This is a genomic window from Acidobacteriota bacterium, from assembly GCA_020845575.1.
Classification (GTDB): Bacteria; Acidobacteriota; Vicinamibacteria; order Vicinamibacterales; family Vicinamibacteraceae; genus Luteitalea.
This window is the reverse complement of record JADLFL010000044.1, coordinates 1-24,665: the sequence shown is the minus strand read 5'-3', so window position 1 is coordinate 24,665 and position 24,665 is coordinate 1. Positions and strand designations below refer to the sequence as shown.

Genomic DNA, 24,665 nt, shown 5'->3' with positions numbered 1-24,665 from the left:
TTCGAGGTCCCGCTGGCAGGTACTGCAGTAATGCACGTATGAGGAAGGTTCCGGCACCGCACCGACGCAGGGCCGGCGCGGAGACGGAGAACACGAACCGACACGTGGACAGGACATCCGCATGCCGGCCGTGCGGCGGGAGGGTCTTCGTGTCTACTCGATCGGCGCCTCGCGCGACGGCAGACTCACATTGATGGGCGTCACTTCGCCCGGCTGTACCGTCACGTCGGCCGTGAACGGCGTGTGTCCCGGTTTCCGCACGTCGATTCTGACGCGCCCGGCGGGCACACGGACTTCCAGCGGCCTGGTGCCGTCGGGTGTCTGCCACAGCTGCCCGTCGATCAACACGTCGGCATCCGCCGGCTGCACGCGAATGACGAGCAAGCCACCGTCGGCCACGTCGGGCCGCGCCTCGACAGATCCCGGCGGTCGCGGTGCGCGTGGCGCGCGCGGTTCACGTGGCTCACGCGGTGGACGAGGTGCCCGCGCAACGGGTGGCTCGTCAGGTGCTCGGCCTGGACCCACCTCGAGTGCCTGTCGCTCGGGCCGTGGCGCGAGCACCGGGCGTTGGTCGGGCGAGGCGCCGGCGGGCAGCGGTTCCATCGTATGGCGCAGCTTCAGAGTCGACCCCGGCGCCACGTACACGCTGCGATCGACGCGCCGGAAGCCGTCGAGATAGAGCGAGATCGTGTGCGTGCCCGGCGCGAGCGTCAGGCTCTGGAAGACGCCGTCGTACTGGTCGACGACTCCGGCCAGCGCGCCATCGATGTACACCTCGGCTTCGCGCGGCGTCACGAGGAAGCGCGCGTTGCTGGTGACTCGCAGGCCGTAGGGTGGTGCGTAGATCGCAGGACCTCCCCACCAGCCCCAACCTGGCCACCACATGCTGCTCGCGTAGCCCGGTCCCCACCAGCCCGGACCCCAGCCCCATGCGCCGGCGCCCAGACCCCAACCGCGGTAGTAGCCGTAGTAGCCGCGCCGGCCCACGTATACCGGCCTGTAGCTGCGGCCGCCCGAACGCACGCCGCCGGGGCGCATCGCGCCGCCGCCGCGAGGCACGGCCCGTCCGACGGTGCCGCCGCGCGACCCGCCACCGCCACGCGCACGCTGCGCGAAGGCAAGCTCAGGGACGAATGCCGTTGCCGTGAGCACGGCCGTCGCAACCACGAGACTTCTTCCGAACTGTTTCACGTTGCGGGTCTCCTGAATAGGCGCCTGTCGTGGTTGAGAGCAAGTTGGATACCAGCGTCGAGTGTCCCCCCTGACTGACACGTTCCCATGCTGCAGCGTTGACGGCAGTGCCCATCGTCCCGAGCAGGAGACAGACTGACTGCGGGATGACCGACCGCCGCATGTCGATCCCACGTAGCGTCGACCAACGGGTTGAAGAGCCTGTGAAGCAATCGCGGGTATTCGTGAAGGCGCGGGTCCTGTCGCCGGACAGCCCCACCCGCCCTCGGCGCGAACGGCCCTTGTACGGCTGACGCGCCTGCGCGCGGGCGGGGCGGCCCCGTCCGGCGCCACCCGCACCGACACGCGATTCCTTCACAGGCTCTGAAACCCGTTCGCTCCATTCCCGATGGCCGCTTCCGCATTCGGTGCCCGGTGCCCGGTGCGTTCAGCGAAAGATCAGGGTCGCGAACGTGGCGAGGTTGCGGCGCCAGACGGTCCACGTGTGAGCCCCAGCCGTCTCGATCGCCTCGTGCGGCACGCCGCGTTCGGTGAGGAAGGCGCGGAACTGGCGGTTCGCGTCGATCAGGCGATCCTCGGTACCGCACGCGATCCACAGCAGGCGCAGCCGCCTGCCCTCCGCCGACGTCAGCGAAGGGAACAGCGTGGCGAACTGCGTCGCATCGCCGAGCCCGCCTGAACTGAAGGCGCCAATCCATCCGAACCTGTCGATGGCGTTCAGGCCCACGAACAGGCTTTCGGCTCCGCCCATCGAGAGACCGGCAATCGCACGGCGCTCGCGGCGCGTGTCGGCGTGATAGTCGCGCTCGATGGCCGGGATGACCTCGGCAAACAGCGCGTCGCGATAGCCCTCCATGTTCCTCTGCCCCAGGCCCGGTGCACGTGGACCGCGCGTCAGGATCTCCGGTGCGCCGTAGCCCAGCGTCATCACGACGAGCATCGGCGTGACTCTTCGCGCCGCGATCAGGTTGTCAAGGATGACGTGCGCCTGACCCACCGCCGTCCACCCGCTCGCATCGTCGGAGAAACCGTGCAGGAGGTAGAGGACCGGATAGGCCTCCGTGCGACGGGCGTCATAGCCTGGTGGCGTGTAGACGTAGTAGTCGCGGTGGTCGCCCACCCGGGCCGACGCGTAGAAGTGGCGATGCAACTGGCCGCGCGGCACGTCGGCGACGTCCCACGGTCGATGCCCGTCGCCGGACGAGGGCCCCGGCACGCGCACCATGTTCGACATGTTGAGCAGGTTGGGTGCGACCCACGTGTTCAACGGATCGAGCGTTGTCCGGCCATCGACACTGAAGGTGTACTGGTAGATGTCGGGCTCGAGGGCTCCAGTGGTCGCCGACCACACGCCCTCCTCGTCTTTCACCATGGGCAGACGATCCGCACCCGAACGGCCGACGGCGACGTCTCCTGCCGTCGGCGCGCGGAACCTGAACGTGACCCGGCCGTCGGCATGGACCTCCGGTGACACGAGTACCGGCGCAGGGGCCGTCGCCGCTCGAGGAGCGGCGGCGGGTTGCGCCTGGGACACATGGCACGGCAGCGCCAACAGCGCTGCCGCGGCCACCACTCGCAACGGGAGCAGGGGAGGGCTGCTCATGGCTGCGGGAGGCTGTCCCAGAATTTCTCGATCTCGGCGCGCTGCGCTGCCGTCGGCAGCTTGCCCTTGCCGGCGCCCTGGTTGTCCTTCAGGTTGGTCACCTGCCGCGTGCCCGGAATCGCCACCGTGATGGCCGGGTGCGAGACCACGTACTTCAGGAACACGTGGGCCCAGGACGAGGCATCGAACGCCCTGGCCCAGTCAGGCACTGGCTGGCCCTGCACGCGACGGAAGAGGCTGCCGCGACCGCCACCGAGCGGCAGGTTCGTGAGCACGCCCATCTTCAGTTCCTGCGCGAGCGGCAGCACGTCCTGCGCGGCGTTGCGGTTGTCGAGAGAATAGTCCACCTGGATGAAGTCGAGCGGGAACTCCCGCATCTGGGCGAGCAGGTCCGGATACTGGCGATCCTCCGACGTGGTGACGCCGATGTAGCGGATGCGTCCTTGCTCCTTCATCTTCAGCAGCGTCGGCATGATGGCCGCCGTGCCGTTCAGGCTGTGGACCTGCATCAGCTCGATGCGGTCCGTCTTGAGGCGGCGGAAGGATTCTTCGAGCTGCGCTTGCCCTGCCGCCGCGTCGCCGTTGGGGGCCATCACCTTCGTGGCCAGGAAGAACTTGTCGCGATTGCCGAGTTCGGCCATCAATTCGCCGAGGATGATCTCGGAACGACCGTAGCCGGGCGCCGTGTCGATCAACGTGCCGCCCGTGGCCGGCATCTCGCGGATCACCTCGCGCAGCGGCGCGAGTTCCTCCGGCGTCTTCACGTTGTACAGATTGGTCCCGAGCCCGATGACCGGAATCTGTTCGCCGCTCTTGGGGATCCCCTTGAGGATGGCCGGCAGCGTCTGGCCTTCCACTGTGGACGACGACCAGTGCGCCAGGACCAGGCCTGCACCGGCGGCAGCGACCGTGCCGAGTGCGTCGCGTCGCGTCATACGGGTATGTGATCGGGTCATCGACATGTGTCCTCTCTCAGGCTTCCTGCGCCATGCGCTCCTGACGTTTGCCGAGCCAGAACGCGTTGGCGAGCCACGCCAGCGAAACAGGGACGGCCACGTAGAGCGCGATACCCGGCAGCGCCAGACCCAACGCGCCGAGTGCCGCATACGACCACGCGCCCACCTGATCGCCGAGCCGGTACACGGCCGTGTCGATGAGACTCTTGGCCTTGTACTTGTCCTCCCGCGACAGCACCGTGTACAGGAACTCGCGTGTGGGGCGCGCAATGGCGAAGTTACTCGCACGACGCGTGACCTGCAAGGCCACGATGGCGGCAATCGTCGGCATCACGCCGAGCCATGCGAACCCGAGCACGCTGACCAGCGGCAGGATCGAGAGCGTCACTGCCACCCCGAGCCACTGGAGGAGGCGGCTCGTGAGGAACAGCTGCGTCACGAGCGTCAGGACGTTCACGGCGAGGTCGACGCGCGCGAAGAACGCCGTTCGCGCACCGCGGCTGTCGAAGTAGCTCGCGGCGATGTCGACCTGCTGGAAGTACAGGACGGTGGACGTGAACGTGTACAGGAGCATGTAGAGGGCGACGTTGAGCAGATACGGGCTGCTCAGGGCGCGCTTGAAACCCTCCAGCGCGCCGCCGCCGATCGGCGTGTCCTCGCTCGCGCCGCCCGTGGCCGTTCGCAGGGCCGTGGCGATGGCCGACAGCCGGACCATGGCAAACACCGCGATCTCGAGCAGCACCACGGACACGAGCAGCAGCGGCGTGCTGCCGATGCGCTGCGCCAGCAGCGCCGGCACCAACGATCCCAGGATGGCGCCCACCGTTGCGCCCGCCGCGATGAAGCCGAAGAGGCGCTTGCCCTGCTCGCGCGTGAAGACGTCCACCATGAACGCCCAGAACACCGAGACGACAAAGAGGTTGAAGACCGACGTCCAGACGAAGAACACGCCGCCGGCCAGCGTCTGGAGCGCCGCGCCGCCGAGGAGGAAGATCGCGAAGAAGAGCAGCAGATTCGCTTCGAAAAAGCGGTACGTGTAGCTGATGAACTGCAGGCGGGGCAGCCGCGAGACCAGCGCCGCGTACGGCGGGTTCACCACCAGCATCGCCACGAGCGTGGCCGTGAACAGCCACGGGAGATTCTCCACGCCGCTCTCGGCGCCCATGGCGTCGCGGATCGGGCGGATGACGTAGTACGCCGACAGCGCGCAGAAGTAGAAGAGCGTCGCCCACAGGAGGGCGCTCATCTCGCCTGGACGCACGTCGATCAACCGATGCAGAAAGCCAGGCTGCCGGGTCATGTTGACGTACTGTAAACGACACGACCCCATCCATCGTTGCGCGACGTCGGGTAGCATCCTGTGCCGTGACGATGATTTCGAGCGCGTGGCCGATGCCCGGCGACCGGCGCATCTCCGTCGTGACGGGCGTGACGTTCGTCGTTGCCGCGATGGTGTCTCTCGTCCTGGCATCGCTCCTCGGTGCCGCCCCGCTGACGGTGTCGCGGGCCGGCCTGCTGGCCCTCGGCGGGGTGCTGACGCTCGTCGCCGTCTCGGGCGAGACGCCGCTCGGGCGCGCCACCGCCGCGATTCTCGTTCTCCAGGTGACGGTGGCCGTCGTGTGTCTGGCATGCCTGTCGGCGGGTGTGTTGCCGGAACGACCCTACGGCGACGGGGCCGTGTTCAGCAGTTTCGTGACCGAAGGGCGTGTCGTCCCACGCTGGCTTGTCGGCAGCACCGCGGCGTCGACCCTCCATGCGGCTGTGTGGGGCCTGCCGCCTGTCGCGGCCCGACTGCCCGTCGCGTGGCAGTCGGCCAACGCCTTCCTTGCGTTGCTCGGCACGGTGTGCATGGTCGGCGGCACGCTGGCCCTCCTGCGACGCTGGCCCGGTCGGCTCTCCGTCCTGCTGCCCGCGCTCACGCCCGTCTGGCTCCTGTTCATGTCGGGCTATACGGAGTACTACCCGCTGATCGCGGTGCCGTTCGTGGCCGTGCTCGCGTGGGTGTTCGAGCGCCCGCTCGGCGACAGGACGCCAACGCAGGTCGGCGCGCTCGTGGCACTGCTGCCGCTCGTATACATCGGGTTCCTGCCTGTCGCGTGCCTGACGCTTGGCGCATGGGCCGTCGTTCGACCCGAAGGTGCGGCGCGGGTCGTGGCGACCGGCCTCGTGGTGGCCGCCGTCACGATCGCGATCTGCTGGCCTCTCGGCATTCCGCACTACTTCCAGGCCTTGTATGGCGTGATGAATTTCGGTGAAGCGAACATGCCCGCGCGCTACGTCGGCCTATCGGCGGGTCCCACCTCGCTGGTCTTCTCGCTCGACGCCGTGCTGACGATGGCGCGGGCGCGTGAGGTTGGGGCGCTCGTCGTGTGGGGCGGAGGTTGGTGGACGATGCCGTTGCTGCTGGCGGCGACGTGGCGCGCGTGGCGCGCGGGTCGTGTCACATGGCTCGCGTGCCGGCGCGACGTGCGCATGCCGCTGGGAATCGCGCTCGTGGGGGTGCAGGTGTACTACCTCGCGTTCATGGTGCCGCGACTCGGCCCCGTCGGCGACGTGGACCTCTTCTTCACCACGTACCTCACGCTGGCCTTCATGGCGGGCCGTGTCGTCGACGCGGTTGGCGAGCGCATCGACGGTTGGCGTGTGGCCGCCGTGGCGTGTGCGCTCGCGGCCCTGGCCGTCGCCGCGCCGTGGCTCGTCTGGTACGGCCTTCCGCCGGTGCCCTGATCCCGATGCATCTCCAGCATCTCGGCCTCGACGGACTCGCCCCCTACGACGTCATCATCGTCGGGACCTCGTTTGCCGCGCTGCCCATCGCGCAGGCGCTCGCGCCCGCCGCTCGTGTGCTGCTGATCGAGGGGGGCGACGCGACGGAGACTCAGGAGACCCGTGAGCTGACGCGCAGCGACGAGTACGGACACTTCTCCGACGGTTACTGGGCGAACCACTGGATCCGGGCGCTTGGCGGTACGTCCTCGCGCTGGTCGGGCGTGGTGGCGGCACTCGAACCGTCGGATTTCGCTGGCGGCGACGGCCGGCCTGCGTGGCCGATCGCGCGCGCCGATCTCGACGGCGAGTACGCCCGTGCCGCCGAATGGCTCGGTCGTCCTGCCGCCGTGTGTCGTCCTGGGACGGCTTTCGGCGACACGCTCGTTTCCTGTCCGCTCTCACACGACGTGCCGGTGCGCCTGCCCGCGCTCGCTGGCGACATCGGGTCCTCGGCAGGCGTGGATCTGCTCATGCGCCACACCGTGGTCAGGCTGACGAGTCGATGGCGCCAGCGTGTGGAAGGGCTCGAACTGACGGGACCCTCGCGTACCTCGCAGACGCTCGCCGTGCGCGAGGGGCAGACCGTCGTGCTGGCGTGTGGCGGGCTGGGCAATGCGCAGATCCTGCTGCAACCCGCCGCGGACACCGATACGCCCGTGGGCAACGAGTCGGGGCTGGTGGGTCGCTTCCTCATGGAGCATCCGCACGTGGTGAGCGGACACGTGCTGGTCCATCGCGCCGGGTTGCCGCCGATGCCCGACGGATTCGGGCCCGGGCTCGTGGCGCTGCGCGTCGCGCCGCCGCTGATGACGCGTCACGATCTGCTTCCGTGTTCACTGGCGGTACAGGGTCCCGTCGAGGCGCCAGCGGACAGTCAGGACGTGAAGGCGCGCCTGGAAGCGTCGTTCGGCGTGTCCCTGGACTGGGCGATGCTCTTCGCGCGATCGGAACAGGAGCCGAGTGCGTCCAACCGCGTGGAGATCCTTGCCGATCGTACGTGGGCGGGCAGCCATCGCCTCCGCACGCACTGCAGCTTCTCCTCGCGCGACCTGCGCTCGATCGAAGAGAGCACGCGACTGGCCGGCGAGGCGCTCACGACCATGAAGATCGGTGCGGTGCGGCTGCTCAACAACGCGATCTATCGCGAGACGACAGGCGGCGGGCACACGATGGGCACCACCCGCATGGGGGCGACTCCGCGCGACTCGGTGTGCGACGCGTCGCTGTGCGTGCACGGCTACGCCAACCTGTATCTCGCCGGTAGTTCGGTGTTCCCGACGGTCGGCGCGGCCAACCCCACGCTGACGATCGTCGCGCTCTCCATGCGGCTCGCGTCGCACCTCCGCACGACACGAGGCTGACGATGACCACTCTCTCGCGCCGCGCGTTCCTCGCCTGTACCGCCGTTGCACCGTGGATCACATCCGGTGCCGCCGCGCCGAACGTGCTCGCGCCGCCGGTCGGTGTCGCCTCGCCCACCGCGCCACGCGTGACGCCCCCCGCCCCCGCCACCGGTTTCGTCGACCACGAAGGCTGGATCCTCACGACCGCCGACAGGGATGCGATAGCCGGCCGTGAGATGTGAGGTTCCGGCGTGCGGCCCGCGTCGCGCACCACATCGCAGGGGCCTGGCGTGCCCGGCCCGCGCAGGTCCGGTTGAAGCCCACGTCGCGCCGCGCCGATAGCCAGAAGGGAAGCCCGTGACGGTGATCCTGTCGGTGTACGGGCATCAGGAGGACGAGAACATGCGTGTACCCGTGCTGATGGCCGTCGTGACGCTCGCCGTGTCTGGTGGCTGTGCCACCGTGCGACAGGTGCTCGTGTCGCCGCCGCGAACAATCGACCGCCTGGCGAGCAACCCGCCCGACATGTTCGTGCAGGAGGATGGTCGTGCGAAGTCGGGCAACGCCTGCCTGACGACGATCGTCGACCCGCGCGACAACACGTCCCTGCAACTGGTCCGCAAGGTGTCCGGACAGGGCGACTACCGTGCACCGGCGGGGAAGTACGGCGTGAGCGACACGGAACTCCTGCGCGTCGACTGCACGACCACGATTGCCGTCGGGATCGTGCGTACCGAGTAGCACGCCGTCACGCGCGGCGCGTGTTGCTCAGGAGGATGGGATGTCGGGCTGCTGCCAGACGCTCATCCCGCCGTCGACGAGGAGCATCTGCCCGTGGATGTGCCACGCGGCGTCGCTGAGCAGGAACACCGCCGCCTCACCGCACACGTCGGGCCCCGGTACCGCGCCGTTCGGCGTGTGCAACTGCATCCACGCCATCGCCTTCGGGTCCGAGAGGAACGCGTCGGTGAGCGGCGTGCGCACGAGGCCCGGCGCCATCCCGTTCACGCGGATGCCCTTCGGTGCGAGCGACACGCACAGCGTCCTCACCATCATCTCGATCGCGCCTTTCGACGTGTCGTACGCGGCGTGATTCGGTTCGGCCAGCCGGCCGTTGATCGAGCCGGTGAAGAGCACGCGTCCCTGCGTGCCCCGCGCCACCCAGTCCCTCGCACACTGCTGCGTCAGGAAGAAGGGCGCCTGCACGTTCAACCGCATCGTCTGTTCGAAGACGTCCGGTGAGAGGTCGAGGAACGATGTCGTGTCCAGGCACGTGCCGGCGTTGTTGACGAGCAGATCGATGCCCGGCATCGCGACCGTCGCCTCGCGCCAGACCTGCGCCGCGGCCTCCACGGGGCGCGACGAGAGATCGCCCGACACCAGTGCCACCCGCACCCCGGCCGCCTCGCACTGCACGCGCGTCTGCTCCGCCTGCGAATCGAGGCGCAGTCCGTGCAGCACGACGTCGGCGCCTGCACGCGCGAGCGCGAGTGCGATCGCCCGTCCCACGCCTTGCGTGGCGCCGGTGACGAGCGCGCGACGACCGGTGAGCGTGGCCATCACGCGCGCCCGCGTTCGCCCAGGACCGCCCAGGGGTGCGGCGACTGTCTGGGTGTGAGGCCGAACGGCGTGATCGCTCCTTCCTTGACATGCCCCAGCGCTTCCTGCACATCGTCGGTGACGAGCAGCAGGTCGAGATCCTGCGGACCGATGGTGCCGGCCTCGACCATGTCGTTCAACTGCGCGATGAGCGGCGCCCAGTACTCGCGTCCCATCAGGACGACGGGGAAGGAGTGCACCTTGCCGGTCTGGATGAGCGTGAGCACTTCGAAGAGTTCGTCGAGGGTGCCGAGCCCGCCGGGCAGGGCCACGAAGGCGTACGAGTACTTGATGAGCAGAACCTTGCGGACGAAGAAGTACTCGCAGGTGAGCCACCGATCGAGGTAGGGATTGGGCTCCTGTTCGAATGGCAGGCGGATATTGCACCCGACCGACCAGCCGCCCGCATCCTTTGCGCCGCGATTGGCGGCTTCCATCACGCCGGGCCCGCCGCCCGTCATCACGGTGAACCCGAGCCGGCTGAGGCCCGCGCCCATTTCGCGCGCGAGCGTGTAGTACGGATGCCGATCGTCGAATCGCGCCGAACCGAACACCGTGACGCAGGGCCCCGCGAAGTGCAGCGTGCGGAAGCCGCGGATGAAGTCGCGCACGGACTTCAGCACGATGCGCAGCTCGTGCAGGCGCGAATGGGGCCCCTGGAGCAGGATGCGGTCGTTGCCGCTGCTGGGAGGCGCGGGCTTCAGGTTGGCAGACGAGGGACGCTCGCGGATGTCGGCGACAGATGGCATGGGAGTCAAGTGTAAGCGGGACACTGAACGGCAACCGGCAACCGGCAACCGGCAACCGGCAACCGGCAGCCGGCAACCGGCAACCGGCAAGCGGACGCCTCACACACGTAGCCGCCGGATTTCATCCGGCGGTCAGCAGTGCCGCTGGGCGTGCCCATCCTCCGAGCGGGCTCTCGTCGTACCATCACCCCATGACCGATGGGGCACCGAAGAGCAGGCTCGAACTCGTGATGGAGAAGCTGCGGCAGCAGGATGCCGCGCAGGGCGTCACGCAGGTGACGCTCACCGATGCGCAGCGGGAGGCGATCGCGACGGCGCGGCGGCAGCACGAGGCCCGCGTGGCGCAGCGGCGCATCATGCACCAGACCGCGATGGCCGCCACGTTCGATCCTGCGTCGGCGCTCGAACGCGAAGAAGAACTGCGCCGCGACCTCGCCCGGTTCGATCGAGAGGTCGAGGAGACGCTCGCCCGCATCCGGCGCGGCGAGACCGACTGACCGGCGTGCCGTGCTACACTTCCAAGGTTGTTCGGCGGCGCGTCCGTTGAACAGGCCTCCCTGCAGGCCGACGTAGCTCAGTTGGTAGAGCAGCTGATTCGTAATCAGCAGGTCGCCGGTTCAAGTCCGGCCGTCGGCTCCACGCCACAGAATCTCCGAATTTCACAATCGCGGAATTGCGCACACGCCGCAGGTGTCGGCGGGCGGCCACAAGGGCCGCCCCCACAACCGTGGGCGCAGTCCTCAGAAGGCCCCGTGGCCCCAAGGCCCGCTCTGTTCAGCGCGTGAAGCGATGCCACGTGCCGTCGATGCGGCGTTCGTGGGGGGAGAAGCTGGCCTTGTAGGACAGGTGCGTCGAGTCGGCGACGAACAGGCCGAGGTACAGGTGCGGCAACTGTTCGGCCTGGCAGTACTCCCACTGCTTGAGGATCGTGTACGTGCCCGGACTGAAGCGCGCGTATTCGGGATCGAAGCAGCAGTAGACGGCCGAGAGCGACTGGTCGCCGCGGTCGGCGACAGCCACGGCCACGAGGCGGTCGCCGTCCCACAACGCGAACTCGAGACTCTCGCAGCAGGTCTCGACGAGGAACGCCGCGTACGTCTCGACGTCGGTGATCTCCTCGTTGTCTTCCGCCGTCGTGAGGCCGCGCCCCCACTTGTGCCGCGCGTAGAGCGCGGCGCGCTCCTCGTCGGCGACGGGCTTGCCGATCTCGAGACGGAACCGCGCGTCGCCCGCGCGCAGCGTGCGCCTGTGCGTGGCAGACGGCTGGAACTCCCCCACGGGGATCCGGATCGGTTCACAGGCCTGGCAGGCGGGACACGCCGGACGATAGAGGAACACGCCCTGCCGGCGATCGCCGGCCGCGAGTGCGGCGTCCACCTCGGATCGCGTGAGCGGACGCGCCGGGACCCGCAGCGGCAGACGCGCCACGTGACCGGCCAGGTACGGACACCGATCGAGCTCGTCGTACACGATGAAGGTCGCGACCACTGCCCGTATGGTAACGCCCGCCGCGCCGGCCGGGGACACGGTCCGCGTCATCGCCGAACGGTTCCGGTCCTGCGATATAGTCGCGCGCATGCGCTTCATCCATGCCCTCTCCATCGCCCTCCTGCTCGCCCCGGCGGGTACGGCCACCGTTGCCGCACAACCCGCACAGCCCGCGGCGCCGCCCGCGCAGACCAGGCCGGCCCAGCGTCCGCCGCGCCCGAAGCTGCCCGGCGAGCAGTGGGTGCAGTTGTTCAACGGCAAGGACCTCACGGGCTGGCAGGAGATCGGCAAGGAGAAGTGGGTCGTCGAACCCGGCGGTATCCTCCACGGCGTGGCGGTGACCAAGGCCTACGGCTACCTGCGCACCGACAAGAACTACAAGGACTTCCAGCTCGCCATGCAGTTCAAGTGCGATGGCGACGGCAACAGCGGGGTCTTCTTTCACTCGGAGTTCGAGCCCGGCACGCCCAACATCACCCAGGGCCTCCAGTTCGAGATCGATTGCCAGGCGATGCACCACACCGGTGGCCTCTACGGTGACGGCCGCAACTGGATCGTGTGGCCCAAGCCCGAAGACGAGATGGTCGTGCGGCGCGGCGAGTGGAACGAGTACGTCCTCACCGTGGTCGGCAACCACTACATCTCGCGACTGAACGGAGTCGTGCTCGTGGACTTCGTCGACCCGCAGCCGCGCTCGTTCGACGGCGGCATCTCGCTCCAGCTCCACTCGGGCGGCAACGGCGACATGCGCTTCCGCGAGATCTGGGTCCGCGACCTCTCGCAGCGGTAAGCGCGCCAGTGGCGTGCGGGGGGCGGGGACGCCCGGCCCCTACGACCGTCTGTCCTTCTGCTTCCGTCCACCGGTTGCCGGTTGCCGGTCTGTTTCAGTGCGTCACCCGCCGGTGCGCGGCCGTCAGCAGGTCGTGCAGCGTGACGGCCAGGTCGCGCAGGGAGAAGGGCTTCGCCAGACGACCGGCGAAGCCCACAGACTGATACTCGGCCAGCAGCCCGGTATCGGCGTAGCCGCTCATCACCACGGCACACACCTGCGGGTCGTGCCCGCGCAGTTCGGCCAGGGCCTGCGCGCCGCCCATGCCGCCAGGCACCGTCAGGTCCATCACCACCACGTCGTAGGGATCGCCGGCTTCCATGGCCTGCACGTAGCGTTCGACGGCCATCTCGCCGTCGGACACGATGTCCGGCGAGTATCCGAGCGACCGCAGCATCGACGCCGTCACGCTCGCGATCGAGCGGTCATCGTCCATCACCAGCACGCGGCCCTTGCCGTGCGGAATCGCCACGATGGGCGGCGACGCCACGGGGGCGACGCGCTTGACCGACCGTGGCAGCAGGATGTGGAAGACCGTGCCCGTGCCCACCGCCGACTCCGCCTGGAGCAGGCCACCGTGGTTCTTGATCACGGCGTGCGACACGGCCAGCCCGAGGCCCGTCCCAGACGGCTTGGTCGTGAAGTACGGATCGAAGATGCGTTCGAGATGCTCGGCGGGGATGCCGGCACCCTGGTCCTTGACGCTGATCCTGACGTAGGGCCGCGGTACGCCCGGCGCGTCGGGCGTTGGCGCCAGACGCGCGTTGCTGCACGTCACGTGGACGTGCCCGCCGCGCGGCATCGCCTGCTTGGCGTTCAGCACGATGTTGTGCACCACCTGCTCGATCTGCCCCTCGTCGGCTTCGACCGGCCACAGATCCGGGGCGATGTCCACGCTGCAGCGCACGCTGGACCCGCTCACGGCGAACTTCACGGTGGCGTCAACGAGCGGCCCGATGTGCATCGGCCGCTTGATGGGATCGCCGCCGCGCGAGAACGTCAGCAACTGATGCGTCAGCGTGCGTGCGCGGAGGCACGCGCGCTCGGCTTCTTCCAGCCACGTGGCCGTCTCACGCGACAGCGTCTCGTCGCTGCGCGCCAGCGCGATGTTGCCGACGACGGCGGTGAGGACGTTGTTGAAGTCGTGCGCGATGCCGCCCGCGAGCACGCCGAGCGACTCCAGCTTGCTCGCGCGCACGCGCTCCTGCGTGAGGCGCACGCTCTCGGTGATGTCGCGCACCACCAGCACCACGCCCACCTTCTGCCCTTCACCGTCCGACATCGGCGCGCCGGTCAGGTTCACCGACAGCCGCGATCCATCGGGAGCGATGAGCGACGCGTTCGTCTCGGCCTCGGGCATGCGCCCGCTCTCGAGAATGCGCGCCACCGGCACTTCCTGCACCATGGTGCCTTCCGGGTCCCACAGGCACAGCACATCGTCGATGGCCCTGCCGATCGCCTTGTCCTGGTTGCGGCCCGTCAATTCCTCCGCGACCACGTTCAGCATCGTCACCCGCCCCTGGAGGTCCGCGGTGATGACGGCATCACCGATGCTGCGCAGTGTGACGGCCAGGCGCTCCTTCTCGGCGGCCAGGTCGTCGCGCGCGCTCGCGTGGAGGTCGGCCATCGCCTGCACGCGCTTCTGCTCGTCGTGCAGGCGTCCGAAGTAGACCTTGTACGAGTGGTAGATGAACGCGACCGGGACGAGGACGAACAGCACCAGGTCCCATGCGCGGTACTTGGCCACCAGTGTCGCGAGCGACACCACGGCCGCGGTGAGGAAGTAGCCCGGCGCGGTCCAGAGGAAGTTGTCGTGCCAGCAGCGCCACACGGGCTGCCCGGTCGACAACGCCACCGCCGTCGAGACGATGAGGGAGTTGGTGATGAAGTACGCGGCCGTCGCGCCGACCAGCGGGCCGATGCGCAGGTCCTGTTCGATGCCGCCGAGCGAGCCGCCGAGGAGCAGAAAGGCGTAGCCGGCCGCGCCCACCGACAGCACGAGCATCATGCTGTTGAACAGGTGGCGCCAGAGCGGCGAGCGCGTCTTGCTGTGAAAGGCCGACTGCACCCAGCCCGACACGGCAGCGATGACCAGGGCCGGCCCGAATCCGGCCGTGAGCATCGCCACGAACAGCGCGGCGAACGACGTGGACATCGTCGCCCAGCCGCGCGCCAGGGGAACGTGGATCTTGAGCGCCGACAGCAGGGCCGACAGGACCAGCAGGCCGGCAAACACCCACGGTGACTCGCGCACCGTGGGAAGGGCGCCGAAAAGCAGCCCCAGCCCCGTGGCGATCACGGCGCAGACGTAGACGTTCAGCCAGCGCTTGGATGGTGTGGTGTGCACGCGTGAACCAGAATTCGAACCCATCCAGAATATCGGGCGGATGGGCTTGGCGCATCATGTGGTGCCGCTGAATGTCACTCCTTCGACCCGGCTCCAGTCGTCACTCCAGGTGATCTCCGCTTGACCGCGAGGGGCGATTCCGAGGTAGCGAGCGGGCTGAATTGACCCCATCGCCCACGCGACCGCTACATCTTGTGCCGCCCACTTGGCCGTATGCCCCACGGCGGCTGGCATCGTCAGGGAGGAGCCAGCCAGCGTGAGTGACCCCGGAGCCGCCACGCGACCCGAGGCGTCTGCCACAACCTCCAGGTCGCCGATGCGATAGGGACCCGGCGGCGCGCCGGCGGCCATCATCGCGTCTGTCACCAGGATCGTGCGCGCCGGCGTCTTGGCTCGCACCATCACGGCGACCGTGGCAGGTGGCAGGTGATGCCCATCCACGATGAGCGACGCGTGCAGGGCGTCGAGCGCCAACTGGTCCCAGATCGGATTCGGATGGCGGGGCAGCGTGACCGGCAAACCGTTGCCCAGGTGCGTCGAGAGGGTCGCGCCGGCACGCACGGCGTCGGCGATCTGCGCTGTCGTCGCGTTGGTGTGCCCGATGGCCACGCGCACGCCCATCGCCACGGCGCCTTCGATGACGGCCAGCGCACCGGGGACTTCCGCTGCGAGCGTGAGCAGGCGGATCTGCCCGTCTGCTGCGTCGACGCGACGCCTGAAGTCGTCCATCGACGCCGGGATTACGCACGCACGCGGGTGTGCGCCGCGGAAGCCGTCCTCAGGCGAGATGTACGGTCCCTCCATGTGCAGGCCCGCGACGATCGGATGCCGTGTGTCGAGGATGCGCCGCGCGCAATCGCGAAACCGCTCGAACGACGAGGTGATGATCGTCGGCAGGCAGAGGCCGACGCCGGTCCCCTCCATCGCGTCGAACGATCCGGCAATCGCTTCCGTCGAGGCGTCGGTGTTGTAGTCGACACCCGCAAAGCCATTGACCTGGAGGTCGATCAACCCCGGCCCGCGATGGCTAGGCATCCTTCAGGTCCCTGATCCGCCCGAGCTCGCCGATCAACACGACGACGAGGAAGAAGGCGATGAGGTAGGCGGAGGCGCAGACGAGGAAGACGGGCGCGTATCCCGCGCCCTCGACCACCTGACCGATGATCCGCTGCGTGATCACGCCGGCGATGCTCCCGAGCAGCCCGCCGAGTCCTGTCACCGACCCCACGGCCCGCGCGGGGAATACTTCCGCTGGCAGGATCACGTTGCCCCAGGCCCCGTGACAGAACATCGCCGCCGTCACGCACACGAGCGCGAGCGTGGTGATGTCCATGCCGACGCTGGCCGCGTACGGCGCGATCGAGTCGATGCGCGCGAGGGCGAGGAACAGCACGAGCGCCGTGGCAGACACGGTGAACGTCACGAGCTTGCGCGCGCGGTTGACGGTGAAGCCGAGTGACGTCACCAGGTAGCGCGGGATCGCGCCAGACGCGATGTTGCCGCTTGCCAGCGCCGCGTACGGCAGCCACCCGACCGCCAGCAGCGTCGTCCGCGGAATGGCGTAGACGTCTTCCAGGTACTTGAGCACCCAGAAGTTCAGGAGGTACGAGATCGGATCGGTGAGCACGCGTGCCGCCACGCAGCCCCACGTCTCCTTCATCCGGATCAGCACGCGCATCGGCGGCGGCGCCTGCGTCTCGGTCGCCGACCGGTCGGCAAGGATCAGGGCGCGTTCCTCGGCGGTGATACGGGAATGGTCTTCGGGCTTGTGATACAGCCACGCCCACAGCGGGAGCCACAGCAATCCCAGGGCGCCCGAGACGATGAACGCAGCACGCCAGCCGAAGTAGAGACTGATGGCGCCGATGACGGGCACGGCAAGGGTGGAGCCGAGCGCCGTACCGGCGTTGAAGATGCCGACGGCCAGCGCGCGCTCGCGGACGGGGAACCACTCGGTGGCGGCTTTCACGCCACCGGGGATGACGGCGGCTTCAGCGGCGCCGAGGCCGAATCGCGCGACCTGGAAGTGGAACGGCGTGCGGGCGAGCGCATGACTCATGGCCGCGATCGACCACGCCGTCACGAAATACAGGTAACCGCGACGCGTCCCGATCAGATCGAGGATGCGTCCGCTGATGAGGTACATGACCGAGTAGCTCATCAGGAACGCCGACGTAATCTGGCCGTACTGCGCGTCGGTGAAGCCGACGTCCTTCTGGATCTGGGTCGCGAGGACCGACAGCGCCTGGCGATCGAGGTAGTTCAGTTCGGACGCCAGGCACAGGAGGATGGCGATGTACCACCGCAAGTGCGGGATCTTGCGCGGCTCGCTCGACACGGGCTTACGTCTGCGAGGCGATCGTGCCTGCCTGCAGGCGCGATGCGGAAGGAGGATCGAGGAAGATCCGCGTGTTCGCGTGCGTCTGGAGGATCGACGCGGGCACGTGCGGCGTGACAGGCCCTTCGATCGCGGCCTGTGCCGCGACGGACTTCCGTTCGTCGGGCACGATGCAGCAGATGAGGCGGCTCTTCAGGATCTGCTGCACGGACATGCTGAGGGCCTGTTTCGGGACCTCGTCCAGGCTGCCGAACCAGCCTTCGCCCACCTGTTGTCGGCGGCACGCCTCGTCGAGATCGACGATGAGGTACGGATCCTCCGTCGTGAAGTTGGCCGGCGGGTCGTTGAAGGCCAGGTGGCCGTTCTCGCCGATTCCGCAGCAGCACACGTCGATGGGGGCGGCGCTGATCGCGGCACCTGCCGACGCGCGGACCGCTTCGACATCGCCTTCCCCGTCGAGCAGCAGCGCCGAGCCGATCGGCACCCGGCTGAACAGCCGCTCCTGCAGGTACTTCCTGAAGCTTGCCTTGTGGGCGAGCGGCAGGCCGATGTACTCGTCGAGGTGGAACGCATCGACCTGTGCCCACGGCACGTCGGTGCGCGCCACGAGGGCATCGAGGAACGTGAACTGCGAGGCGCCGGTGGCCACGATGATCCGCGCGCGCCCGCGCGCCTGCACCGCGTCGTTGATGGCCTGCGCCACCTCCGCCGCGGCCGCCGCTCCCATCGCCGCCGCATCCGCATGAACTGTGATCGTCATCGCGCGCGACTCTAGCACGTCGAGAGGCCGGAGGGCCTCTCGACCGGCAACCGGCACCCGGCAACCCGGCAACCGGTTGGGCCGAACCGTACGCCCGACGTCCACAGGCTGACGCCCCCGACATTCCCGGCATTGCCGGTGGCCGGGTGCCGGGTGCCGGTTGCCGGTTGCCGGGTGCCGGTTGCCGGTTGCCGGTTGCCGGTTGCCGGTCGAGTATGCTGGTAGTTTGATGTCTACCTCCCCCTCCGCGCCTATCCGGGACATCGTGGTGAAGGGGGCCCGCACGCACAACCTCCAGCACGTCGACGTCACGCTGCCGGCGCGCAAGTTGATCGTCATCACGGGCGTGTCGGGATCCGGCAAGTCGTCGCTCGCCTTCGACACGATCTACGCCGAAGGGCAGCGCCGCTACGTGGAGTCGCTCTCGGCCTACGCGCGGCAGTTCCTCGAGCGGATGGAGCGGCCCGACGTCGACGCGATTCACGGCATCTCGCCGGCCATCGCGATCCGGCAGAAGAACAGCATCCGCAACCCGCGCAGCACGGTGGGCACCACCACCGAGATCCACGACTACCTGCGCCTGCTGTTCGCGCGCGTCGGCCGGACGTACTGCCGCAACTGCGGGCGTGAGGTCATCCGTGAGTCGGCGGAGGTCGTCGCGCAGCGGTTGGCTACGCTTCCGGAAGGCACGCGTCTGCTCCTCGGCTTCGAGATGCCTGTCGTGAGCCTGCACGTGACGGGTGACGAGGACGCGCGGGACGAACAGGACGAGGCCAAGTCCAGCGCACGCGCGACGAAGCAGGACGTGCGGCTCTCGCTCGAAGCCACGCTCGACACCCTGCGCCGCCGCGGCTTCACGCGCGTGCTGCTCGATGGGGAGGTGCAGACGCTCGCCGACGTTCCCATGAAAGCCCTCGAAGGGCGCGCGCGGCTCGACGTGATCGTGGATCGCGTGAAGGTGGGGCCCGACGTCACGGGACGCATCACCGACTCACTGGAGATCGCCTATCAGGAGGGCGGTGGCGCGGCGTTCGCCATCGAACCCGGTGAGAGCGGCGCGCGACAGAGCGAGGCCGTGCGTCACGAGTTCTCGGAGCGGTTCGAGTGCCGTGCGTGCGGCATTCCGTACGAGGTGCCGCAGCCGCGGCTGTTCTCGTTCAACCACCCGTTCGGGGCCTGCCCGACGTGCCACGGCTTCGGCAACGTCATGGAACTCGATCTCGGACTGGTCGTGCCGAACCCGGGCAAGACGCTGGCGCAGGGGGCGATCGACCCGTGGACCAAGCCGCAGTATCGCGGCTACCAGATGCTCCTGAAGCGACACGGCCGCGACGGCAAGGTGCGGCTCGACGTGCCGTGGGCGCAGCTGACCGAGGCCGAGCGCGCCTTCGTTGTCGATGGCGACGGCACCTACGAGGGCGTGCGCGGGTTCTTCGCGGTGCTCGAGCGCAAGAAGTACAAGGTGCACGTCCGCGTGTTCCTGAGTCGCTACCGCGGCTACCAGATCTGTCCTGACTGCCATGGTTCGCGGCTGCGTCGCGAGGCGCGCGACGTGCAGGTGCAGGGACTCACCATCGATCGCGTGGGCGCGATGACGGTGAGCGACGCGCTCGCGTTCTTCACCGGACTGTCGCTGTCGGAACGCGAGGCGACGATCGCCGCCAAGCTCCAGGCAGAGATCGTGAAGCGCCTGACGTTCCTGAGCAACGTCGGGCTCGAGTACCTGACGCTCGATCGTCTGTCCTCCACGCTCTCGGGCGGCGAGTCGCAGCGCATCAGCCTGGCGACGTCCCTCGGATCGGCGCTGGTGGGCACGCTGTACGTGCTCGACGAACCGTCGATCGGCCTGCATCCGCGCGACAACCTGCGCCTCATCCAGATCCTCAGGCAGCTCCGCGATCAGGGCAACACCGTGCTCGTCGTCGAACACGACGCCGACATGATCGCCGTCGCCGACGAAATCATCGACATGGGGCTCGGCGCCGGCGAACTCGGTGGACGCGTGGTGTACGCGGGTTCGCTCGAAGGGCTGCGCAAGGATGCGCGCTCGCTGACGGGCAAGTACCTGCGCGACGACCTGGCGATCCCGATCCCTTCGACGCGGCGCAAGCCGACGGGGCAGCGCCTGCGTGTGCTCGGTGCCGCGGAACACAACCTGAAGGACGTCGACGTCGAGATTCCCCTCGGGTTGTTCACGGTGGTCACCGGCGTGTCCGGCTCCGGCAAGTCCACGCTCGTGCACGACGTGATTCACGCCGGCATCAAGCGCGCCAAGGGCGACTGGGACAAGGCCGTCGGAGCCTGCCGTCGCATCGAGGGCATCGAGCTCGTGTCGGACGTCGTGCTCGTCGATCAGGCACCGATCGGCCGCACGCCTCGGTCCAATCCCGTGACGTACCTGAAGGCGTTCGATCCGATCCGCGAGCTCTTCGCGTCGACCAAGGACGCCAGGACGCGCGGCCTCACGGCGAGCAGCTTCTCGTTCAACGTGCCCGGCGGACGATGCGATGCGTGCGAAGGCGAAGGGCAGGTGCGCGTCGAGATGCAGTTCCTGGCCGACGTGTTCGTGCCGTGCGACGTGTGCGACGGTACGCGCTTCCGTCCGCAGGTGCTCGAGGTCACGTATCGCGGCAGGAACATCCACCAGGTGCTCGACCTCACCGTGCACGAGGCCCTGCAGTTCTTCAACGGCCTGCCGAAGGTGCTGCGCCGGTTACAGGTGCTGGACGAAATCGGCCTCGGCTATCTTCGCCTCGGTCAGCCGGCGACGACGCTGTCTGGTGGAGAAGCGCAGCGCATCAAGATCGCCGCGCACCTTGCGACGCAGGGCGGCGAGCGCGTGCTCTACATCCTCGACGAGCCGACCACCGGCCTGCACTTCGACGACATTGCGAAGCTGCTCGCCGCGTTCAGGAAACTGCTCGCGGCAGGCCATTCGCTGCTCGTGATCGAGCACAACCTCGACGTCATCAAGACCGCCGACTGGGTCATCGACCTCGGCCCCGAAGGCGGCCACGGCGGCGGCTCCCTCGTCGCCACCGGTACCCCCGAAGCGATCGCCGAGATCGCCGCTTCGCACACGGGCCGACATCTGAGAGCCATCCTCCAGGCCGCAGCGATGTAGAGCTGATGGCGCAGGTCCTGTCGCCGGACAGCCACACCCGTCCTCCTCGCCAAGAGCACTTGTACGGGAGAGGCTCGTCGGCCCGGGCGGGACGACCCCGTCCGGCGCCACCCGCGCCGGTGACGGCCCAACCGGTTGCCGGTTGCCGTCGTTCCGCTGTCGGTTCGGTCTACACTGATCGCCGATGCGCATTCCTCGATTGATGGTGGCGGCGGTGCTGGCGATCGGCGCTGCTCCGGTGATGGCGCAAGACGCGGCGCCGCGCGCGTCCTACGATCAGGTGGTCGCGCAGCTGAAATCACCCGACGCCGAGGTCAGACGCGATGCGCTGCGGGCGCTCGGCGCCACGGCGTACCCCGAGGCGATCGCGTCGATCAGCCAGGTGCTGACCGATCCCGTGGACGACATCCAGCTCGAGGCGATCTACACGCTGCTGAGCTTCTACCACGTCGAGAAGCCCGAGGTGCTCGACAGGCGCAAGGGCCTGCGCGTGCGGCCGACATCGCGGCTCACCGCCGCGGCGCAGCGCATCTATGACCTCGGCCCGTACGGGCTCATCCCGCAGCCCGTGCCCATCGAGCTGACCAACGGCCTCGCGCAGTCGATGTTCGACCTGAGCCCGCGCGTGCGCCTCGAATCCGTGTACGCGCTCGGTGTGATGGCCCGCCCGCCGCTCGACGGCTACGCGGCCGACGCGCTCACGCGCCTGCTGCAGGATCCCGTCGAGGACATCCGCGAGGCCTCGGCGCGCGTGATTGGCGGCCTGCGCGTGGCGACAGCCGGCGATGCCCTGGTGGCCGCGCTCAACGACAAGAGCACGCGCGTAGCGACCGCGGCGATGCGTGCGCTCGGCGACATCAAGGCGTGGCAGTCGCTCGATGCGCTCACCACGCAGTTCCAGCACTACAACGGCAAGGGTCCGCGCGCCGAGGCCGCGTTCGACGCGCTCGCACGCATCGCGCACGCGTCGTCGCAGCCGCTCTTCACCGCGCAGCTGTCCTCATCGTCACCGAACCTGCGCCGGCTCGCCGCCGAAGGACTCGCGCGAAGCGGCAACCGCGAAGCCGCGCAGCAGGCGGGCCTCGCGCTGGCCGGCGCGAAGCAGACCGACGTGCTCCTTGCCGGCGCCTTCGCCGCCGTCGTCGGTGGTGGCCTGGCGAGCGGTGGCGTGTCGACGCTCGTGAGCGCACTCGACAACGGCGCGAACCACGAGCAGGCGATGGCATACCTGGTGGAACTCGGGCCGCGCGCGATCCCCGGTCTCGAACAGGCGCTCGGCTCGTCGGACGTGGAAACGCGCGAACGCGCCACCCTCGTGCTCGGCTTCATCGGTGGCCCCGAAGCCCTGACCCTGCTCGAACGCGCCCGCGGCGACAGCGACCTCCGCGTTGTCCGCGCCGCCGAACGCGCGATCGCCAGGCTGCGCCAGAAGGCCGTGTGACGGGATCCCCGGCACCCGGCAACCGGCAATGGGCAACCGGTCGTTTCCAGCGTGACCAGTCGATTGTTCGCCGGGCCAGCGCTCGACGTCACGCGACGGCTGATCGGGAAGCGACTCGTCCACGAGACGCCTGACGGCATCACCGGTGGATTGATCGTCGAGGTCGAGGCCTACATCGGCGAGGACGATCCCGCGTGCCATGCGGCACCGGGGCCGACCCCGCGGAACGTGCCGCTCTACGGACCGCCGGGAATCTCGTACGTGTACTTCAACTACGGCGTGCACTGGATGGTGAACGTCGTCGCCGAGCCGGCGGGATCGCCGGCCGCGATCCTCATTCGCGCCATCGAACCGGAGATCGGGCTCGACCTGATGCGCGCCCGCCGTGCGCGCGTCCGGCAGGGGAGTCCGGCAGGTACGGTGCCGTCATGGACGGGACGCGATGCCGATCTCTGTCGCGGCCCCGGGAACCTGACGCGTGCGCTGGCGATTACCGGTGCGCAGAATCAGTTGCCGCTGACCACGGGCGCCCTGCGCATCGAATCCCCGTCGCGCGCGCACCGCGCCTGGTCCATCGAATGGAGCCCGCGCATCGGCATCCGCGTGGGCACCGAGCACCTCTGGCGCGCATACGTCCCGGGACACCCGTCGGTGTCGGGACGACCGCGGTAACAGAAAAGGGAAAAGTCCAAAGGGTAACGGACAAGGACAGCGACAAAGGCGGAAGGATCAAAGCAGAAAGGGCAAGCGCGAAAGGCGCAAAGGAGTGCGCTCACGCCCCGGGCGTGCCACACACTCCAGCCGCGTCGGTGTCAGTTGTGCGAGCGAGCCAGAGGCGACGAGATGTGCCACGCGCTCCCGTGCTTCACGACGACACCCTTGCCACTCCGCTCGATGCGGGCCAGCGTGTTATAGACCGACGCATACGTGGTCTGCGGAAAGCCCTTTGCCTTCAGCATCTTCGCGATATCCGACGTGCTGATGGGCTCGTTGCTGGTCTTCAGCAGCGTGACGATGGTGTCCTTGAGCCCGCGCTTGGGGCCGCCGCTCTTGTGTGCGCTTCTCGGGGGGGAGGTGTAGTGGGGCAGAGGTACGTGTGGCGCCGGTTCGATGAGGGCGTCGATTGCGGCGATCGCGTCGTTCAGTCGGGCGCGTTCCGCTTCGAGCACGTCCTTGATCTGCCTGTAGATGCTGACCTGATCCTCGTGTGACATGTTCGGCGAGTCCTCCTGACTCATCAACGTGTCCACTGCCCGGACAAAGCGTGATCATACAACAGACGTCACGCGTCGTTGCATACCGGAGAGTCACGGCTCTGGGGACGATCTCACGATGTCGGTGCTCATCATCGCCGATGAGCTAATTATCGATAGAGCCCTCCGCAACCAGGCAGTTGCCGGCGACCGGAGGGCGAGATGGCAGTTCTTTCGGGGTGTCGGGGCCGGGCTTCCACCCTCGCCGTCAGGGCTATGGCGGACAGGTCGCCCGGCCCGCTATCGTGGCCCGAGATCAGGCGCGCATACGCCCCGGCCTGCCACCGAGTGCGGAACGCCGCTCATGGCGACGCGCGCGGGGGCGACGTGCTCCTGAACGGTACGAAGCGGTTGCTCACTTGATTCGAGAGACGTGGTTCATCTCTCCGGGCAGCCAGGTCGTCTTCCTGCCGGAGGAGATTCGTACTCACACTCATTGCTCTCTCTGACTCCGAGGAGGCGAGTCACTCGACCGTAGGTCCGCCTGAGTTATTCGACAAGAAACGCGTTCGCAGTAACTCATGGCCGCCCATGTGACATGGGAATGACGACGCATGCCTCGATTCGAACCAGTCGCGTCACCTCGAGTTCGGAGCAAGCACATGACGCACATGACGCACCAACGCCGACGTGTCCGATGACCATCCCAGGCTGATGCTGCCAGTGCGCATCAGGGTAGCCAGCGTCGCGAAGAGGAACAGGACGTGGATTAGTGTCGAGGAGGAAACAGAAGGTGTGTTATCGGACGCTAGTGTAGTGCGACCAAAAGATCATCGATTATCCTGAGCGGTTCGTGCACGCGCGACTTTTGCGAGGATGTCTTTCGCCGACGCCGTCCAGATGAAGGGCTTGGGCTGCTCGTTGTGCTGATCCAC

21 protein-coding genes and 1 tRNA gene are annotated in these 24,665 nt (G+C 68.3%); 10 read left to right on the top strand and 12 right to left on the bottom strand.

Features of this window, described 5'->3' with window-relative positions:
* Window positions 1-153: 153 nt before the first annotated feature.
* The 4 genes from IT182_12705 to IT182_12690 all read right to left on the bottom strand — a co-directional run bounded on the left by IT182_12705 (window position 154) and on the right by IT182_12690 (window position 5,050).
* Window positions 154-1,191, bottom strand: coding sequence for a PEGA domain-containing protein (locus IT182_12705; protein MCC6164201.1), 1,038 nt, complete (start codon window positions 1,189-1,191; stop codon window positions 154-156).
* A 427-nt stretch (window positions 1,192-1,618) separates the two neighbouring features.
* Window positions 1,619-2,794, bottom strand: a complete 1,176-nt coding sequence (locus IT182_12700; GenBank protein MCC6164200.1) for an esterase family protein — start codon at window positions 2,792-2,794, stop codon at window positions 1,619-1,621.
* Complete coding sequence (locus IT182_12695; protein MCC6164199.1) at window positions 2,791-3,729, bottom strand: aldo/keto reductase; 939 nt, start codon at window positions 3,727-3,729, stop codon at window positions 2,791-2,793. Before IT182_12695 ends, IT182_12700 begins: the two co-directional genes overlap by 4 nt.
* Window positions 3,730-3,766: 37 nt before the next feature.
* Window positions 3,767-5,050 carry an MFS transporter gene (locus IT182_12690; protein MCC6164198.1) on the bottom strand — a complete coding sequence of 428 codons (1,284 nt, stop codon included), beginning with the start codon at window positions 5,048-5,050 and terminating at the stop codon, window positions 3,767-3,769.
* 65 nt (window positions 5,051-5,115) lie between these two features.
* On the opposite strand from IT182_12690, the gene IT182_12685 reads away from it, so the two are divergent.
* From IT182_12685 to IT182_12670, 4 genes are all read left to right on the top strand, one after another.
* Window positions 5,116-6,477: a hypothetical protein gene (locus tag IT182_12685; GenBank protein MCC6164197.1), complete on the top strand. Its 1,362-nt coding sequence runs from the start codon at window positions 5,116-5,118 to the stop codon at window positions 6,475-6,477.
* A 5-nt stretch (window positions 6,478-6,482) separates the two neighbouring features.
* Window positions 6,483-7,880: a GMC family oxidoreductase gene (locus IT182_12680; protein MCC6164196.1), complete on the top strand. Its 1,398-nt coding sequence runs from the start codon at window positions 6,483-6,485 to the stop codon at window positions 7,878-7,880.
* 2 nt (window positions 7,881-7,882) lie between these two features.
* Window positions 7,883-8,104: a hypothetical protein gene (locus tag IT182_12675; GenBank protein ID MCC6164195.1), complete on the top strand. Its 222-nt coding sequence runs from the start codon at window positions 7,883-7,885 to the stop codon at window positions 8,102-8,104.
* A gap of 115 nt (window positions 8,105-8,219) precedes the next feature.
* Window positions 8,220-8,603, top strand: a complete 384-nt coding sequence (locus tag IT182_12670) for a hypothetical protein (GenBank protein ID MCC6164194.1) — start codon at window positions 8,220-8,222, stop codon at window positions 8,601-8,603.
* A gap of 27 nt (window positions 8,604-8,630) precedes the next feature.
* Here the strand turns inward: IT182_12670 and IT182_12665 are convergent, their stop codons facing one another.
* Both IT182_12665 and IT182_12660 read right to left on the bottom strand, forming a co-directional pair.
* On the bottom strand, window positions 8,631-9,425 hold the full coding sequence (locus tag IT182_12665) for an SDR family oxidoreductase (GenBank protein ID MCC6164193.1): 795 nt from the start codon (window positions 9,423-9,425) through the stop codon (window positions 8,631-8,633).
* On the bottom strand, window positions 9,422-10,210 hold the full coding sequence (locus IT182_12660) for a TIGR00730 family Rossman fold protein (GenBank protein ID MCC6164192.1): 789 nt from the start codon (window positions 10,208-10,210) through the stop codon (window positions 9,422-9,424). Before IT182_12660 ends, IT182_12665 begins: the two co-directional genes overlap by 4 nt.
* 191 nt (window positions 10,211-10,401) lie before the next feature.
* Here IT182_12660 and IT182_12655 point away from each other — a divergent pair, with 191 nt between their 5' ends.
* Both IT182_12655 and IT182_12650 read left to right on the top strand, forming a co-directional pair.
* A complete protein-coding gene (locus IT182_12655) occupies window positions 10,402-10,707 on the top strand; it encodes a hypothetical protein (protein MCC6164191.1) in 306 nt (101 codons plus the stop codon).
* 66 nt (window positions 10,708-10,773) lie between these two features.
* Window positions 10,774-10,849, top strand: a tRNA-Thr gene (locus tag IT182_12650).
* Between the two features lie 135 nt (window positions 10,850-10,984).
* Here IT182_12650 and IT182_12645 read toward each other — a convergent pair.
* Window positions 10,985-11,749, bottom strand: coding sequence for an arginyltransferase (locus IT182_12645; protein ID MCC6164190.1), 765 nt, complete (start codon window positions 11,747-11,749; stop codon window positions 10,985-10,987).
* 37 nt (window positions 11,750-11,786) lie between these two features.
* On the opposite strand from IT182_12645, the gene IT182_12640 reads away from it, so the two are divergent.
* Window positions 11,787-12,488 carry a DUF1080 domain-containing protein gene (locus IT182_12640; protein ID MCC6164189.1) on the top strand — a complete coding sequence of 234 codons (702 nt, stop codon included), beginning with the start codon at window positions 11,787-11,789 and terminating at the stop codon, window positions 12,486-12,488.
* 94 nt (window positions 12,489-12,582) lie between these two features.
* Here IT182_12640 and IT182_12635 read toward each other — a convergent pair whose 3' ends face one another.
* The 4 genes from IT182_12635 to IT182_12620 are packed head-to-tail and all read right to left on the bottom strand — an operon-like array spanning window position 12,583 to window position 17,972.
* Window positions 12,583-14,874 carry a PAS domain S-box protein gene (locus IT182_12635; protein ID MCC6164188.1) on the bottom strand — a complete coding sequence of 764 codons (2,292 nt, stop codon included), beginning with the start codon at window positions 14,872-14,874 and terminating at the stop codon, window positions 12,583-12,585.
* A gap of 54 nt (window positions 14,875-14,928) precedes the next feature.
* Window positions 14,929-15,909, bottom strand: a complete 981-nt coding sequence (locus tag IT182_12630; GenBank protein ID MCC6164187.1) for an N-acetylglucosamine-6-phosphate deacetylase — start codon at window positions 15,907-15,909, stop codon at window positions 14,929-14,931.
* Window positions 15,902-17,212, bottom strand: coding sequence for an MFS transporter (locus tag IT182_12625; GenBank protein ID MCC6164186.1), 1,311 nt, complete (start codon window positions 17,210-17,212; stop codon window positions 15,902-15,904). Before IT182_12625 ends, IT182_12630 begins: the two co-directional genes overlap by 8 nt.
* Window positions 17,213-17,216: 4 nt before the next feature.
* The gene (locus IT182_12620; GenBank protein ID MCC6164185.1) at window positions 17,217-17,972 is read right to left on the bottom strand and encodes a glucosamine-6-phosphate deaminase; all 756 of its coding nucleotides are present in this window, start codon (window positions 17,970-17,972) and stop codon (window positions 17,217-17,219) included.
* Between the two features lie 229 nt (window positions 17,973-18,201).
* Here IT182_12620 and uvrA point away from each other — a divergent pair, with 229 nt between their 5' ends.
* The 3 genes from uvrA to IT182_12605 all read left to right on the top strand — a co-directional run bounded on the left by uvrA (window position 18,202) and on the right by IT182_12605 (window position 23,209).
* Entirely contained in the window at window positions 18,202-21,096 is a 2,895-nt protein-coding gene (gene uvrA, locus IT182_12615; GenBank protein MCC6164184.1) for an excinuclease ABC subunit UvrA, read from the top strand.
* A gap of 184 nt (window positions 21,097-21,280) precedes the next feature.
* Complete coding sequence (locus IT182_12610; protein MCC6164183.1) at window positions 21,281-22,537, top strand: HEAT repeat domain-containing protein; 1,257 nt, start codon at window positions 21,281-21,283, stop codon at window positions 22,535-22,537.
* Between the two features lie 51 nt (window positions 22,538-22,588).
* Window positions 22,589-23,209 (top strand): DNA-3-methyladenine glycosylase, encoded by a 621-nt coding sequence (locus IT182_12605; GenBank protein ID MCC6164182.1) that lies wholly within the window; start codon window positions 22,589-22,591, stop codon window positions 23,207-23,209.
* Window positions 23,210-23,349: 140 nt separating this feature from the next.
* Here IT182_12605 and IT182_12600 read toward each other — a convergent pair whose 3' ends face one another.
* Window positions 23,350-23,751 (bottom strand): hypothetical protein, encoded by a 402-nt coding sequence (locus tag IT182_12600; GenBank protein MCC6164181.1) that lies wholly within the window; start codon window positions 23,749-23,751, stop codon window positions 23,350-23,352.
* Window positions 23,752-24,665: the final 914 nt, after the last annotated feature.

Coding starts and splice junctions, on each gene's coding strand:
- IT182_12700 (MCC6164200.1), bottom strand. CDS start 2,794: ATGAGCAGCCCTCCCCTGCTCCCGTTGCGAGTGGTGGCCGCGGCAGCG.
- IT182_12695 (MCC6164199.1), bottom strand. CDS start 3,729: ATGACGCGACGCGACGCACTCGGCACGGTCGCTGCCGCCGGTGCAGGC.
- IT182_12690 (MCC6164198.1), bottom strand. CDS start 5,050: ATGACCCGGCAGCCTGGCTTTCTGCATCGGTTGATCGACGTGCGTCCA.
- IT182_12680 (MCC6164196.1), top strand. CDS start 6,483: ATGCATCTCCAGCATCTCGGCCTCGACGGACTCGCCCCCTACGACGTC.
- IT182_12675 (MCC6164195.1), top strand. CDS start 7,883: ATGACCACTCTCTCGCGCCGCGCGTTCCTCGCCTGTACCGCCGTTGCA.
- IT182_12660 (MCC6164192.1), bottom strand. CDS start 10,210: ATGCCATCTGTCGCCGACATCCGCGAGCGTCCCTCGTCTGCCAACCTG.
- IT182_12655 (MCC6164191.1), top strand. CDS start 10,402: ATGACCGATGGGGCACCGAAGAGCAGGCTCGAACTCGTGATGGAGAAG.
- IT182_12645 (MCC6164190.1), bottom strand. CDS start 11,749: ATGACGCGGACCGTGTCCCCGGCCGGCGCGGCGGGCGTTACCATACGG.
- IT182_12640 (MCC6164189.1), top strand. CDS start 11,787: ATGCGCTTCATCCATGCCCTCTCCATCGCCCTCCTGCTCGCCCCGGCG.
- IT182_12630 (MCC6164187.1), bottom strand. CDS start 15,909: ATGCCTAGCCATCGCGGGCCGGGGTTGATCGACCTCCAGGTCAATGGC.
- IT182_12620 (MCC6164185.1), bottom strand. CDS start 17,972: ATGACGATCACAGTTCATGCGGATGCGGCGGCGATGGGAGCGGCGGCC.
- uvrA (MCC6164184.1), top strand. CDS start 18,202: ATGTCTACCTCCCCCTCCGCGCCTATCCGGGACATCGTGGTGAAGGGG.
- IT182_12610 (MCC6164183.1), top strand. CDS start 21,281: ATGCGCATTCCTCGATTGATGGTGGCGGCGGTGCTGGCGATCGGCGCT.
- IT182_12600 (MCC6164181.1), bottom strand. CDS start 23,751: ATGTCACACGAGGATCAGGTCAGCATCTACAGGCAGATCAAGGACGTG.